The sequence below is a fragment of the uncultured Anaerobiospirillum sp. genome (genome assembly GCF_902485895.1).
GTDB classification, from domain to species: Bacteria; Pseudomonadota; Gammaproteobacteria; order Enterobacterales; family Succinivibrionaceae; genus Anaerobiospirillum; species Anaerobiospirillum succiniciproducens.
The window spans coordinates 1-16325 of sequence record NZ_CABTML010000051.1 but is presented as its reverse complement, the minus strand read 5'-3'; the positions used below and the strand labels follow the sequence as shown (position 1 = coordinate 16325).

The window sequence follows — 16325 nt, the reverse complement described above, 5'->3', positions numbered from 1 at the left end:
TCAGCAAATTAGCTAAATGCATATGAGCGCAAGCTCCATAGTCGAGCTTACGCTTCAAAACCGAGCTCAGGCACATTAATCGAGCTTACACTCCTCTTATGAGCTAAGTTCATTTATTGGCTGTAGCATAATTACAAAAGGCTTTGCTTTGGCAAAGCCTTTTGTTTTTGTGGGTATGTCAGCTTTGGCATGTATTAATTTGCTGGCTTTGCAGCCATTTTGATTGCTCACAAAACTTGTAATTTTTGTGATGTAATTTGTTAAAAATATCATCTAAGTGTGGGCTGCATCGCAATTCTAGTTAGTACAGTAAAATACTATCTTGTACTCTTGCAACCTACTCTATAATGTTTAAATTAGCCCGTTTGTGGCTTAATTTGCTGCAAACTGTAACTAGGCATCTTTAATGATTTAGCTTAGATTAAGGTGGCTCTTTAGTAGAGAACTTTTGAGTTTAAAGACGCTTGATTCGGTAAATAACTGCATAATCAAGCTGTTTTTTGCCAATTTATACTCCACCAATTGAGCTTACTTCTATCTTAAAAATGTAGCTTTACAATGTAGACTTTCAAGCCTAAAAGAGTGCAGCTTAGTATCTAGTTATGATATATCTAGGAACTTCTGTATCAATCTAGTGCAAATACATAGTAATAGTGCATTATTAACCTATGATAACGATCATTGTTCTAGGCAATAGAGTCTATACAATACTCTAGCTAATGTTAGGTACATTAAAAGCACAAAAATTTCAGTCTGTGTACATCTGCTCTAGGCATGCAGGAGTACAGGCATCATAGTTAGACAAGCTGTTCTGATGAGGCAAACTTGTAGCAACATGCTTATATACAATCAATTTTGTAAGGATAAAGCTCTCAGGCAGCAAAGATCTTAATGTGGCATAGCTGAGTATTCACTTAAGATCTCAACATAAGCTAAAACGGCTAGTAAGCGCCTTTAAATTTAGGACTTGCAAAACAGCCGTTTATAGCATTTAGGAGAATAGCTTTTGGTTTAAATGGCATGGCATTGTCATTTCAATGCATGCGGCGTATGAAACTTTTTCTTAAGAGTATGCTTTTGCTCTTTGCTATATGCCAATATAGTAAGACTACCAAATACCTCTTAACAGATCGCTTACGATCTTAAGTGTCTATGGTTATGGGCAATTGCAGAGCAATACTTTTAGTCACTCATGCTAAAAATGCCAGCGAGCTTTTAGGCAGACATGGTTAAGAAGAATCCAAACAATACACAAGTGCCGGATTTAAACGAACGTGACGATGTACCGAGGGTTGATTGTTCCCTTCAAAACGGTACAGCTTTGCAAAGCGATAATGCTCAAAGCAGTCATGACACGACCTCAGATCAGGCCGTGCGCTTAGCTATTGACTCTAGCAGCCCAAGCTCCACTACCATAAAAGCGCCAGAACAAGACATACAAGACCATTGCTGCGCTAGCTCTAGCAGCGCCAACACCTCGAATTCTTCATGCGCTAGCGCATCTAGCCCATCATGTGCTAGCGCCTCTAGCTCTTCATGCGAAAATGATGCTGCCCATGCAAGCGGAAGCTCTAGTAGCGCTAAAGATGCATCATGTGCTACTGGAGTTTGCAATCAGGCAAGCTTGGTGGAAATTATAAAGCCATATGACTATGCTCATAGTTCTGTCTATGGTACCAATAAGCCACTGACCTCTTTATTAGATAGCAAAGCTAGCATTGATGTTGAGCCTATAGTTGAGCAGCTTGTTGATACTTGCCCACTTTATGATGAGGATATAACTAGCAACACTACCGCCCCTGCTGTTTTGCAAAGCGATATCAATTGCCTTAGTGATCTCATTAATGGACTTGGTGATAACTCCGGTATTACAGCATCCATCGGTATTGCTAACGAAAACCCTGACTCATCCTCGGTTTACCATACCGTACAAACTGCACTGAACGCTCGTGAAAACGAAAACGGTATACTAAGTGAAAAGCGTAAGCGTGCCTTAGAAAAGGCCAAGCGCTTCTCAAGTACCAAAGATAAGCGCACCAGTCGCGATAGCAAGAACAAAGATAAAGACAATAATGCCGCGTCAGACGATAATGCTGCATCAAGTAGTACTAGCAGCAAAAAGCGTCTTGAGACAGGCATGAGGGCTCAGTACAGCTTTGATCGTAATATCACCTTCCCTGGTTTTGGTATCTACGATATACGTAAGCGAGGCTTCTTCCTCGATAAGCATGCTGTTGCCATCTTGGATCTTGATCCGTCATTTATATCTACATGGGTATCGCCAAGATCAGTATTGCGCATCTTAGGCCGTAAAGTTACCCATAAGATCTTTGCTTATACTCGTACCTTACGCGACACCAATAAGGAATTTATCAATCCATGCCTTGCTCATGGCAACAATGTATGCCCATATACTGAGGATAATCCTGAGTACAGCACCAGTGGCGGCGTGGATGATCTGACCGTTGAAGATCTTGCAGGTGGTCCTGCAGCTAAGCCTATTATTGACGATCCAAACGAACTTTTGCATGCTATTGGCTGCCCAGTGCACGAGATTCGTCAGATTAAAGCTCGATCAGAATCTATCGCCACTAGCTTAATCGATGCGATTAGTGAGCCTGTTGATACTAGCGATAGCGCAAAGAACTCAAACACTCAGAGCAATGCCAATATCTTCGATACTCTGTTCCACAATGGTCCATATGAAAATATGCCATCGATTGAGCACAAGAGTACTGAAAATAACTCTGTTTATGGCACTAACTTTGTGACTGGCCATCATGCGAAGATTAACTACACTTCCAATGATGCGCTACCAGTAAACTTCGATAGTGTTGCATCTAACATGCAATACTCAGCACTTACCTCAAAGAATTTAAACAGTAAGCAGACTAATAATAATAAGCCAAAGAGCAATCTAGGCTTTAGATTTGGTCTCTTTGGTGTAACTCCTCGACCTTCTAAGGCTCAAGATCCTACGGCTATCATGCCTGAGACTAAGTGTACCGAAGTAGCTAAGTCGCATTTAGAGCTGACTCACTCTAATGGCAATTTGTATCGGCGTTATGACTCAGTCTACCTGCCAGGTGAGCACTCTCGTGATCGCGCCTCTTTTGCTGTCTTCTTAACTCATGGCAAAGATGCAGGCTCAAAGATTTACATTAAGCTTAATGCCTTATTTGAGGGTGAATGTTTAAGCCATATTACTATGACCTTTACCCGTGTAGCTTCATACCTGTTTGCTATGCTGCCACACGTTGCTGCTGAATCTGCCTCTTTTGACTGGCTTACTAGCACTGGTGAATGCGTCTTTGGCTCTAACTACTACTCAATGCTTGGCTATAAGCCTGATGATCCACGTGCTAAAGCCATCAGATACAATTGGCATCGCACTGTTGTACATCCAGACGATAAGGAAGTGCTTAAAAAGCAAAGTCGCTTAGTACTCTCTGAAGCTCATGGAGACAACTTTGAGTTCTTATATCGCTCACGCTGCCGCAATGGTTCATACATTTGGACTAAGTCCATCGGTACCGTCATCGCACGTAATGAACAGAAGTTAGCTACCCGTATTTTAGGTATTAACATCGACATTAACCGTGTTATTGAGGGCTATGAGAATCTGCAGAGCAAGGTGTTTACTGACATCTTAACTGGTCTTAAGAATCGTACTTATCTGACCACACACTTACCTGAGATCATCGCCAATACCCGTGGCCAGCTTAGTGTGATCTTTACTGATGTCACTGCACTTAAAGCCTACAATGATTATTTAGGCCATACCGTTGGCGATAGACTGCTCTGCTCGGCTGCGATCTTAATTAACAGCGTTATCGATATGCCAAGTGAGCTTATCCGTATTAGCGGTGATGAGATCGTCTGTTTGCTCCCAGATTGCAATGAAGAGCAGGCTGCAAGTTTAGTTAACAAACTAAATGCTGCAGTTAAGGAATACAACATCAACGCTCCTGTGCGTATGCCGGTATTCTTCAGCTGCGGTGCTAATACCACTGATTTAAGCGAGTTTACTAACAAGGAACTGAGCAAGAGCGATCTGCACAGTGCCATGGAGAAAATCCATTTAGCCATTCAAGAGGCCGATAAGATCATGCAGGTCAACAAGAAGGCAGCGCATGACGAGCATTACAATTTAGTTAAGGCCTATATTGAGCAATCACTCAAGCAAAAGGTCGAGTTTAACGACAAGCGACTCTTTGCCTAAGTCTTATTCATTCTTAAGCATGTATCAGAAATCAAACAAACAAATTACAGAACTAACTAAACATAGCTAAGCATGGCCTTGATAAAACTTATAAGCCGCAAGGCAGCAACAACCATTTAGGTTCATTGCCAGTGATGTGCCGATCCTCTTATTTAAGTAAGCCTGTTATGTGGCGATGATCTTATTTAAGATGGCAATCAGGTGGTGATGATCTTATTTAAGATGGCAATCAGGTGGTGATGATCTTATTTAAGATGCCTGTCAGGCTATGATGATCTTATTTAAGAGAGCAGCAAAGTTCATAGCGCCTTCACAAATTAAGTATGTTTGCATGAATGAGCGGTGCTAAGTGGCTTAAGATAGTAGTTCTTTAAGATTTTCGTTAAGTTATGCTCGTGCTCATGTGCACTAAAATCTTGTGAGCATGACTAAATACAACAGTTACGAGTATGATTAAGCTAGCAATGGCTACTTAGTCAACTTCGTGCGGGGGTTAAGATGCAGTATTTCAAGGTCAGAGAAGTTCTCGCTAATGACTCTGGCAACACCGACGAACATATTGTTGGTCGTGATGAGAATGCACCTTTTGAGTCTTGGACTGAACACGAATCAAGTGAGGCTGATGATATCTTATCAGCCGAAGAGAGCAAGATCTTAGGCCACTGGTATTACGATGGAGAGCGTGATGAATTTATCTTCGATCGTACCGCTGCATCTTTCCTTGGCGTAAAAGATCACCATGACGCTCAATCACCGCATGTTGTAACTCGCATCCTTAACAGTTTTGATGCCACCCGCTTTTACCTCAACATGAACGATAAAAGCATGGGTGACGTGATCTTTGAGCATTTGACCATGATTGACGGTCCATATAAAGGACGTTCTTTTGTGGTTCAAGGATCAGTACTGCACCGTCGTCCTGACGGTAGTGCCCTTTACTGTGTTGGCTATATTTCTTTTGAGCATAGCCCTCACTCTGAGCTTATTCCACGAGAGATCTCGGGCGATGGTATGTACATTTGGGACAGTGCCACTAATGAGTTAGTGTGCTCTGCCTCCTATCACGCCATGATTGGCTATAAAGAAGAAGAGTTCCCTCGCTATATCGACGACTTTATTGCTCGTATTGTTCACCCTGACGATAACGACTTTTTCATGGTGCTTAGCCATATGTGCCAATCTGAGCAATATGGTGACTACTTTGAAAGCTGCATGCGTATTCGTCACAGGCAAGGTCATTACCTTTGGTGTGTATGCCGTGGCTTAGTACAAGAGCGTGACAACTTTGGTCGCGCACGTCGTGTTATCGGTACTTTAACCAATATTAACCTAGTACAAAGCAGCTTCGATAACATCAAGCTCATGATGTTTACTGACTCGCTTACAGGATTGCACAATCGTAACTTCTTCTTACAAAACTACACTCGTTACGAGAACAAGGCAGTTATGCCTGTATCAGTGATCTTCATTGATATCTCTGGTCTAAAGCTTACTAATGACATCTTAGGCCATAGCCATGGTGACTACTTACTTATCAAAGCTCGCGATCTGATTCGTGACGGTATTGCAGCCTCATCCTATGCTAAGACTATGAAGCTGCATAAAGAGCACTCTACAGATAACGGTGCGCAGCAGATTATTCCAGGTACCGAAAGCCTTACTCAGACTCGAGCTCAAAAGACTGTTGCTTTAACTCCAGATCTTGAGGCCCTAACTACTGACAAGCCAGTGTTAGAAGATAACCTCGTCTATCAGCTCAATGCAGGAGAAAATAGCTCTGTAGATAGTCATATGCTCCATGACTTGATCAAGCAATTAGATGGCGATGACATTCAATCTACCCGCAGCGATCCTATTGCTAAAGACAACTTAGATAGTCTTATCCATCAACATCAAAACGAGGCGTTCAAGAATGAACTTAGTCCTAACGACGAGGGATGTGAACAAGATACTAGCCTAGAAATCATGCGTCTTGCAGGCGATGAGTTCTTGGTGATCTTGCCTTATTGTAATAAGCAGCAAGTCGATGAGATTGCTCGCAATATTGATAAGCTGCGCAATGAGAATAACGCCTACCACAAGCAGCACACCCCAATTGAGACTAGCCCTGTACCGATCTTCTTTGGTATTGGCTGCAGCACCTTCTATGGTTGTGAGGATGGTTCACAGACGCTCAAGCAAGTAATCGATCAGGCCGATGAGCTGATGCAGATTAATAAAGACGAGCGCCGCAGCGAGTTCTACTCTCAGCTCAAGACATTCTTTGAGGCTAAGAAAGGTCGCCCTGTTTCCATGCGTGATGACCGCCGTGTCACCATTCTTTCTGAAGAAGAACGCGCTAAGATGCGCTCTAAGTAAATCCCACTTACGTGAGTCCCATTGCTTGCGGACTCACAGCCAAAACCAGACCATATTCTGCGCATGCACAGCCACCAAAAACAGACCATACTCTCAAAAGTAATTAACAGAGCTTAGCTTAGTTGTTAACTACTATAAAGGCCTAGTCGAGGTAGTGGACAATATCGGTAGCCTTTGGCAGGATAAACTCAGTATCGAAGTCGTCCATTGCATAAAAATCAGCTACGCCAGTTAATACACCGAGCTCATGGCATTTAGCATTTCTAAACATCTGAATATCTAAGATGGCATCGCCTACACCCATGATCTTGCCAACAGGAACGCCAGAGAGCGCACTGATTTCATTAATCATGGCAGGTGATGGCTTAGACTCGCACTTGTCTCCAGTGCAAATGATCTCAAAATAGTCCTTAAGCTCTGGGCAATCATCAAGGAGGCGATCTACACCCACGCGTGACTTACCTGTTGCCATGGCGATCATATAGCCTTTGGACTTTAAAGCCTTAAAAGTATCTAAGATGCCATCAAATAGAATGGAAACATTGATATCCGGGCTTACAGAAAAGGTATCGCGGTAAAGCTGAGTAGTCTCTAAAGCCAAACGCTCATCAGTTGGATCTGGCAGCAAACTTTGAATACCCTTATTCAAAGTCATGCCAATAGTGCCCTTGATCTGCTCAGGAGTAGGCACTGGCAAATTGGCGTACTCAAAGGTACGCTGGAAACAGACAATGATCTGCTCAATACTGTCAGTGACCGTGCCATCAATATCAAAAGCAAACAGTTTAACCTCTTGGAGGCATTCTCTTAATCCTTCATCTGCCTTTAGTGACACGGTATTGTTCCTATCTTTGATTATCATTAAGCCACTTAAGCTGTGGCCACAAAACTTGCTGCTAAAACTTAGCTGCAAAACTTGCTGCTAAAACTAAGATGCAAAACTATCGGCAAGCCTTGGCAGCACCATATGGCTGCTTAAATGGCAGCACCGTATGGCTGCTAAAAATAGCTGCTTATACCTGCTACTTTATATGTGCAGCAAGACTAAAGTATACACAAGCAAAGCATGTCATCTAGCAACAGCGTAAAAAAATAATAGAACTTATCAGAACGCCGACGGCTAAACTAAGCCAAACTTTACATAAATGCTACTGTGCAGCCTAAAACAGACTTGCATAGTTCTTACAGTAGCCCCATGAGCATGTGACTATCTTTATTGCGGTGATCTATCTTTGAGATCCCTAGGCACAAATAAAGCCCTGTGATCTTGCGACTACAGAGCTTTTTGTTGAAATCTGTTGCTATGTATTGTTTGCTGTGTTTTACACACAGAACCTCAATCTATTTAGCTTAATCTAGTTGCGCTTGCGCAGCACCTCAAGGATTTGCTCAAGCTCAGGTGGCAGCGGAGCCTCGACCTTGACGACACGATTAGTAGCAGGATCGATGAAGCTAACACGGAAAGCATGCAAGAACATGCGATGCATACCTAGGCTGCGTAAGAGCGCATTGAAGGTCTTATCGCCGTACTTTTCATCACCACCAACGGCGTGCTTTACATAGGCTGAATGCACACGAATTTGGTGGGTACGACCAGTATGTGGCATAGCTGCCATTAAGGTAGCCTCAGTGCCAAAGCTCTCGACAATGTCATAACCAGTTGAGGATGGAGCACCTTCTTTAAAATTAACCTCCACCATACGCTCGCCTGAGCGTAGCTCATTACGAATAAGCGGGGCATTAACGAGGTTAATCTTACGATCCCATTTGCCAGGAACTAAGGTTAAATAGCGCTTTTTAACCACACGGTTTCTAAACTGCTCATGTAAATTACGCAGCGCGGCTCGGCGCTTGGCGATAATGAGAGCACCGGAGGTATCACGATCGAGACGGTGGGCTAACTCTAAAAATGACTCTTGAGGATATAAAGCTCGCATGGCCTCGATAAGACCAAACTCAATACCAGATCCACCATGAGCGGCTAAACCGGCTGGCTTATCCACCACGATGATGAGATCGTTTTCAAAGAGAATACGGTTTTTAAGATCTTGTACTAACTTGAGATTTGATGATGGGATGGTAACAGGGCCAGTACTTACACGTACTGGAGGCACACGAATCTCGTCACCAGCTTTGAGCTTGTACGATGGAGATACACGACCCTTGTTTACTCTCACCTCACCACGACGCAGGATGCGATAAATCATGCTGCGCGGAACTCCCTTAAGCACACGGGCAAGGTAGTTATCTAAGCGCTGGCCATCATCATCTGCTGATGCGGTCTTGTAGGTTACTTTAAACTGGGTCTGATTGTTATCATCAGCCATCGCATCTTCCTCAACATCCTACTTACCTATCCTCATGATAGGTTCGTTATGCACAAAACGTCTATTTTACCAAAAGTTATTGCGCATACCAAAAGTTTTGCTAAAAGCACTCGCTCCCTTCCCCTCTCTGCTTTCGCGCATGAGAGGCATATTTATCTTATTTTGACTGCCTTACACTTATCAGCATCCTCACGCGTAGGCCTAAGACTTACCTGCTCTTGCCTAATACGTACTTGCTCTTGCCTAAGACTTACCTTATCTGTCCTAAGACGTACGTGCACTCTATCAATGAAAGGGCGGCTGGCTTTAGCGTCTAGTTTCTTGATGGCATGATGCACGTTGTCCCTTGCTGCTTTTGCTTGCTGCTTATGTTTGCTGCAGCAGCTTGGATATGTTTTTGCGCAGATAATGGGGATTGTTTTGGTCACTTGTGTTCTTGGTAATGTGCGCTCAAAGTGCACCACGATGTTCCTTAAACCATATATTAAGTTTTAATGGGCTAGTAATGCGTTCATGCACTTATGTTGCTGTCATTTGCTTTTGATGGCTAAAGCCTGATTTGTATCGGATTTGTGATAATGGGATTAGTGTGTTATGGGCGATCTTTTGAGGTGAATTTTGGAGCTTTTAGGTAAATCACTGTTAAAAGTGCTTAGATAACTTGTTTAGTTGCGATGTTTTGTCAGATAATAAGCCACAGTCAAGATAGGTTTATTGTGGTCTTAAGACATGACCTAGAACCTATCCTGGTGACGCTCTGTATGGCACTGTCATACGTCGTGACCTTTGACTGCCGTCTGATACTTAAGCCGACGCTTTAGTGCAAATGCCTTGGCAAATTCAGCACATAGCGCAACTTATGATATCGCTTGAGTCTTATACCTTTTCAAAGTTGTAACTCTAGCTTTAAACACCATTGTCAAATGCTAGATAGAGCTTGGACTTAAAACTGCAGCTTTAAATGCCATGAGGCGCAGAGGCTTTAGTTTTTCCAAGTGTAAGGTATCAATACTTAAGGCTGATCGTAACTTGTTCTTAATGTACTGTTTGTTCTAACTAAACAGGCCATAAGCTTTAAACCGTCGTATCAGTGCGCTTGTCGAGTGTGATTTGTTCACAACAAGCATGCTAAAGCTCATTAGTTACACACGAGCTTTTGCATGAGCTTAAAGCTTAGCACTGACACATAAGTTATCGCTCTTAAGCTTGTTAAAAGCTCACTTACGGACCATGCAGCGATCTGCATGAGTTATTAGCATGAGACTTATGTAGCTTATATTTAGCTACAAGCTTTTAAGTAGCGCTCAACAGCTTATCTATCAGAGCTACTAAGCTTTTTAGAGGGCCCCTAACAAGGTCTCTTGAAAGTAGTGTAGTCAGGTGATCTTAGGAAGGGATTAAGAGACGTCACGGTTGCAAGGCCCTGTCCCCTCTTCAAGGAAGTAAGGTGAGCTTCGCCTTGTGTATTACAAATGCCGGTTTCTGTTTGAAATCAGATTACTACTGCGAGTAAGACCTAGACAAAAGGGAGATAGTTAAAAGCAGGTTTTTAAAAGAAATAAGCATCATTATCTTGGCTTTTAGGCCGCATGAAGCTTTATTTCTTTAACATTACCTAGCTGCTCCTAACAGGCCTCGCCCGGTTTCACTTTTAACGACAATCTCAGTTTGCTTGTGTGGCTAAAGGACAATCAGTCTAGAGAATTGGTGCCGTTACATCGCGCTTAAAGCGTATCTAAACTATCGACCCACTGTAATTACACGGTCTTTATCACGACGGCCTTTGCTTAAATTAGCCTTAGCGCACTGACTTTTGAGTTAAGCAGTATTGTTTAGATGTTTTAAAGACGCTTCATTCTTTGAGCATCTTGGCAGTACTTTTTGAGGATTGTAATGAGGATAAGTAAGTCTTTAATCAAAGATACTTACTTATCTTAAGTACTGATAGTCACTTTCACTAAAAGATCTAGGCTCAACTGCAGTTACTTAAGCGCACTTGTAGCTAGAGATTTATGTGAAAGGCTCAGACAAACTTATGTTTGCAAAGCACTACCAGTCTTTGATGCTGCTTTATGCAGCTTAAGATTTTCAGCAAACAGGCTACCCTGTAGCTAAAAGTCTTAACTGGTACACTAAAGACCCTTTGAGCAAAACTTAGTCGAACAAGAGCTCATCTTATGAGTTTGAGCCTAATGCTAAGACGTTTTGGTCAATATGACTTGAGTTTTGATGCTTAATTGTTGGTCTTAAAGATAAGAGTTTTTCCTTAGGCTTTATGGTCTAGTAACTTGAGTCTTGAGCTTGTGGCAAAGATATAAACGATCTGACGTATTGCTATGCTCCTTGTAAGGTGCTGATGAGATCATTCATGTTTTTCGTGGTGGACTTATTAGTATTTTGGTTAGGAAAGCTAGTAGTGCAGGGCGTTCGGTCAAATTGCACTTTTCAAATAAAGTATCTCCAACAATATTGCCAACACTAGATATCTTGGGCTAAATGCCTAGCTTATGAAGTTGCTTTTTAAAGCATGGTTTATGGCTAGTGCTACATGCCTTACTTAGGCTTGGCGACATGCCTTAATTAGGCATGGTTCATGGCTAGAGCTCAATGTATGAGCTTACAAGATGATGGTGCTTGGTGTGAAACTGCGTTCTGATTACAAGAGATCGCCTCATAAGGATCTTTTCCGTGAAAAGAATGCTTATCAACGCCACGCAAGAAGAAGAAGTGCGTGTTGCGCTGGTCGATGGTAATAAGCTATACGACCTTGATATTGAATCTCCTCAGCATGCTAATAAGAAAGCCAATATCTACAAGGGTGTTATTACCCGTATTGAGCCAAGCTTAGAGGCTGCTTTCGTTGACTATGGCGTCGAGCGCCACGGTTTCTTACCGCTAAAAGAAGTTTCTCGCGAGTACTATCCTGAGGGCACTAATTTTAGCGATCACAATGCTCTTAAGACTGCCCTTAAAGAGGGTCAGGAAGTTATCGTTCAGATTGAAAAAGAAGAACGTGGCCTTAAGGGTGCCGCTTTAACCACCTACATTTCTCTTGCAGGCTCTTACATCGTCTTAATGCCGAACAACCCACGTGCTGGCGGTATTTCCCGTCGTATCGAGGGTGAAGATCGTGCTGAGATGCGTGCTGCAGCTCAAGGCATTGATATCCCACAGGGCATGGGTGCCATCATCCGTACTGCTGGTGTGGGCAAGTCAGCTGAAGAACTGTCTTGGGACTTATCTATCTTAACTAAGCTTTGGGAAATGATTAAGAAGGCTGCTGCCTCTAAGAAAGCTCCTTTCTTAATTCACCAAGAGTCATCTGTTGCGATCCGTGCTATCCGCGATTATCTGCGTCCAGATACTGGCGAGATATTAGTTGATAGCAAAGAGGTCTACGAGAAGATCGTTCACCACATCAAGCTCGTACGTCCTGAGTTCTCTGATCGCGTTCGTCTGTACCGTGGCGATATCCCATTATTCTCTAAATACCAAATTGAGAGCCAGATTGAGTCAGCTTACTTACGTGAAGTACGTCTGCCATCAGGTGGTGCTATCGTTATTGATCCTACCGAAGCTTTAACCTCCATTGACGTTAACTCAGCTAAGGCAACTAAGGGCGGTGATATTGAAGAAACTGCATTGCAGACCAATATCGAAGCTGCTGAAGAAATTGCCCGTCAGCTGCGACTTCGTGACGTGGGCGGTCTGGTAGTTATCGACTTTATCGATATGACTCCAGTTAAGCACCAAAGAGAAATTGAAAATCGTATGCGTGAGGCTTGCCGTCAGGATCGTGCACGTATTCAGTTCTCTCGTATTTCTCGCTTTGGTCTCCTTGAGATGTCACGTCAAAGACTGCGTCCATCTTTAGAGGAGTCTACTAGCCACGTATGCCCAATGTGCCAAGGCCAGGGCACCATTCGTGATACGGCGTCCCTCGCTCTTTCCATCATGCGCTTGGTCGAGGAAGAAGCGCATAAAGAGCACACCGGAGATGTAATGGCTTTCGCTCCTGTAGAGATCGCCACTTTCATTCTCAACAACAAACGTCGTCAGCTTGAAAAAATCGAAAAGACCACTGGCATCAAGGTTACCGTGATCCCAGATCCTCATATGATGGCTCCAAGCTACGAAGTACACCGCGTCTTAAACAACGCCCGTAACCTGCCTTTAGATTACTCAGGTAATGATGATCCAACTGAAATTTTGCAAGAGCGTGCAGCTGCAGCTCGTGCTCAAGTTCAGGAGAGCATGTTACGTCGTGAGTTTGCAAACAAGAAGCAAGGCAAGCAAAAGCGTTCTGATACTCCAATGGTTTACACCGAGGACATCACCGTTAACCTGCCAGCTCCCATTGTAGACAACTCTAATAACGATGGTCACACCATCAATGTAAAGAACGAACGTAGAAACAACCGTGCTGAGGGCAATAAGTCTAATGCCGTGATCACCGATGCTGGTAGTAAAGAAAAGCAAGGTGGTTTGTTTTCTAAACTCTTCTCTTTCATCGGCGGTATCTTAAAGAACAATGATGCTTCCGAGCAAAACAAGAGCGAAGCTCAAGGAGCTACCATAGACAACAAGGACAGCGCTTCACGCGATAGCAACAAGCGCAACGATCGTGGTCCACGCCGCAACAATAACAATCGTCGCCGCAATGACCGTAATAGCGATCGTCAAGAGCGTAATAATGAGCGCACCGAGCGTGGTGAGCGTAATGAGCGCCCATCTCGTGAGGAGCGTGATCGCCGTAAGACTGAGCGCTTTGAGCGTTCTGAGCGTGGTGATCGTCCAGTTCGTGAGCGTCAAAACCGTGAGGAAATTGCCGAGCGCAATAACCAAAACTTATCTGAGCGTTTTGATTCTGAGAGCACTCAAGAGCGCCGCAGCCGCCCAGAGCGTTCGGAGCGCTCTGAGCGTTCTGAGCGATCTGAGCGCGGCGAACGTGCCGAGCGTTCTGAGCGTGCCGAGCGTCCAGAGCGTAGCGAGCGTCGTCCACGCCCTGAAAGAGCACCTCGCGTTGAGTCTGAAATTGATACTAGATCAGATGCTTACGAGGAGAATGTTGGTTTCTTCCAGAAAGCTAACGAAGAAGAGCCACGCAACAACCGTCGTAAGGAGCGTCGTCCACGTGCTGAGCGCGTAGAGCAGTTTGACACTGAGATCAATCCATACGCCGACAGCCCATCCGGTAATTCTGAGCGCACAGAGCGTGCAGAACGTCAAGAGCGCATCGAACGTCCTGAGCGCAGCGAGCGTGCAGAACGTCAAGAGCGCTCCGAACGACCTGAACGTGCCGAGCGTCCAGAGCGTAGCGAGCGTCGTCCACGTCGCGATAGCGAGGCAAATGAGGCTCCAAGCACTGAGCGTAATGACAATGAGGCTCCTCAAGAGCGTCGTTCACGCCCTGAGAGATCAGAGCGTTCTGATCGCCGCTCACGTGGAGATCGCAAGGAGCGTCGTCCAAGCAAGCCAAAGGTTAAGGTTGAGCTCAATCCACGTACTGTGGGTATTGATGATGCAGCCGTATTTGATCTTGATAACTTAAGCACTATCAAGCTCTTTACCTTTGAAGAGGATGACTTTACTTGTGCTCCAATGGGCCAAGGTCCAGACAATGACATCCCATTTAATGGCGATACTAAGTCTCGCTCCTATGATGATGGCGTTGACTTTACCAAAGCTGAGTCACAAGGTGGCTACAACGAGGCTGATGTATCAGCTGAGGTTGAGACCATTTCTGAGCCAGCACAAGTTGAACTTACCTTCACAACTGAGCATGAGTCACAAGAGTTTGACTCAGGCATGGAGTTTAACAAGGTAGAGATCGCCGGTGGCTTACACGGTGCTAAGTACAATACCTGCGCTGATGCATCTTTAAGCATGAACGATGAAGAGGCTGCCTCTTTAATGGCTGAGACCTTTAATCGTCCTGCTTGTGAAGCTGCTGTTCTTGAGCCAATCGAGCCTCTTATTAAGGCTGTAAAGAAGCCACGTAAGAGCGCTGCTGCCAAAAAGGCCCAAGCTGCTGCCAAGAAGGCAGAAGCTCAAGCTTGTCAGTGCTCAGCTAAAGATGAGCAAGATCAAGCAGAGGCACAGACAGAGCACAAGTGCACTGCTGACAAGGAAGCTCAGGGCGTAGCTGCAGCTATCGCTTGCGCTGCCCCTGTTGAGGCCGCCGCTAGCGCTGTTGACTCATCAGCCTCTTGCGCAGTTGAAGCCGCCGCTCCTTGCGATGCTGCCCCAAGCGATGCAGAGCCTTGCGATGCAGCTCCTTGCGAAGCCCAGGCTCCATGTGCTTGTGCTGCAGAGTCTGCTCCTCAAGAGATTGTTGCTAAGGCAGATACACAAGAGGCATGCTCAAAGGCTGAGCCTGAGGTAAGAGCACAGCGTAATACCGTTGTTTATGACGAGGTTGATGCTGATGACACCTCTGATGAGGTTGAGCAAGATGATCATGTTTATGCTCATAGCCATAAGCATGGTGACTTCTGGTCTGCAGATCGCAACAACCGTCTGTCTGCACGTTATGCTCGTGTAATGCGTGATGAGCAGGTTGAGGACATCGACAATGATGCCCGTGCTCGCAACATCCGCACTACCATAACTGAGGCTGTATCAGGCTTTGATGATAGCTCCGTACTCGACAGCTCCATCATTGACTCACGTGGTTATGACCCAACTGTTGGCTATATCCGTGATGAGGGAGAAGCTAGCGAAACCACTATCGAGTCATTAACCGCCGTCTTTGAGTACGACGAGGATGATTTAGAAGAGGCCATCGCAGCTCAAGAGGCTGCTGAGCGTGCCTTAGCTGCATCTGATGAAGTCGAGCGTCCTTACTTTGAGGATGAAGATGGCGAGGAGCAAAAGCCACGTCGTCGCCGTCGCAAGGTAAAGGCCAAGCTTGATGACAATGAAGTAGATTCTCCTGCTCAAGAAGAGAGCGCAAGTGCTGCTGCTGCTCCACAAGACGTAGCTTCACAAGCTGAATCTATTAATGCTGAGGAGCTTACAGTGTCATTAAATCAGGCACTCGAAGAGTTTAGGAACAAGTCCAGAGATTAAGACTTTGCTAAACTAATTCAAGCCACATAATGTGGCCAAAACGGGACCTCATCTAGGTCCCGTTTTTTATTCCGCCCTACCATTCACGATCTAAAATCGCATCCTAAAATCACATCTCCATTTTCACAAGCTTGCGCATTTGATGCAGCAACTCAGAGTGTTCAAAGCTAGCGACACTTGTCCAAAGAACCCCGCCACTTTAAAGAATCATCGGCTTGATGTGTATTTGTACTTGGTCGATTTTACGGGGGTTAAATTTAAAAGCTAGCATACATATTATAAACCGCATGTTTATCGAATTTTAAGGAAACATGCAATTGCTAGGATTTAACAAAACCACACTGATT

Annotated in this window: 5 protein-coding genes; 3 read left to right on the top strand and 2 right to left on the bottom strand. The window is 44.4% G+C overall.

The genetic code is table 11. The annotated features are described in order from the left end of the window. Nucleotides 1-1225 precede the first annotated feature (1225 nt). Both RDO37_RS04015 and RDO37_RS04010 read left to right on the top strand, forming a co-directional pair. Nucleotides 1226-4222, top strand: a complete 2997-nt coding sequence (locus tag RDO37_RS04015) for a sensor domain-containing diguanylate cyclase (RefSeq protein WP_308498195.1) — start codon at nucleotides 1226-1228, stop codon at nucleotides 4220-4222. A 498-nt stretch (nucleotides 4223-4720) separates the two neighbouring features. Beyond that, the gene (locus RDO37_RS04010; RefSeq protein WP_308498194.1) at nucleotides 4721-6580 is read left to right on the top strand and encodes a diguanylate cyclase domain-containing protein; all 1860 of its coding nucleotides are present in this window, start codon (nucleotides 4721-4723) and stop codon (nucleotides 6578-6580) included. A gap of 142 nt (nucleotides 6581-6722) precedes the next feature. Here the strand turns inward: RDO37_RS04010 and RDO37_RS04005 are convergent, their stop codons facing one another. Beyond that, nucleotides 6723-7415, bottom strand: coding sequence for an HAD hydrolase-like protein (locus RDO37_RS04005; protein WP_308498193.1), 693 nt, complete (start codon nucleotides 7413-7415; stop codon nucleotides 6723-6725). A gap of 520 nt (nucleotides 7416-7935) precedes the next feature. Beyond that, on the bottom strand, nucleotides 7936-8907 hold the full coding sequence (rluC, locus tag RDO37_RS04000) for a 23S rRNA pseudouridine(955/2504/2580) synthase RluC (RefSeq protein ID WP_273324502.1): 972 nt from the start codon (nucleotides 8905-8907) through the stop codon (nucleotides 7936-7938). A 2688-nt stretch (nucleotides 8908-11595) separates the two neighbouring features. Here rluC and rne point away from each other — a divergent pair. Next, nucleotides 11596-15978 (top strand): ribonuclease E, encoded by a 4383-nt coding sequence (gene rne, locus RDO37_RS03995; protein ID WP_374045303.1) that lies wholly within the window; start codon nucleotides 11596-11598, stop codon nucleotides 15976-15978. Nucleotides 15979-16325 lie beyond the last annotated feature (347 nt).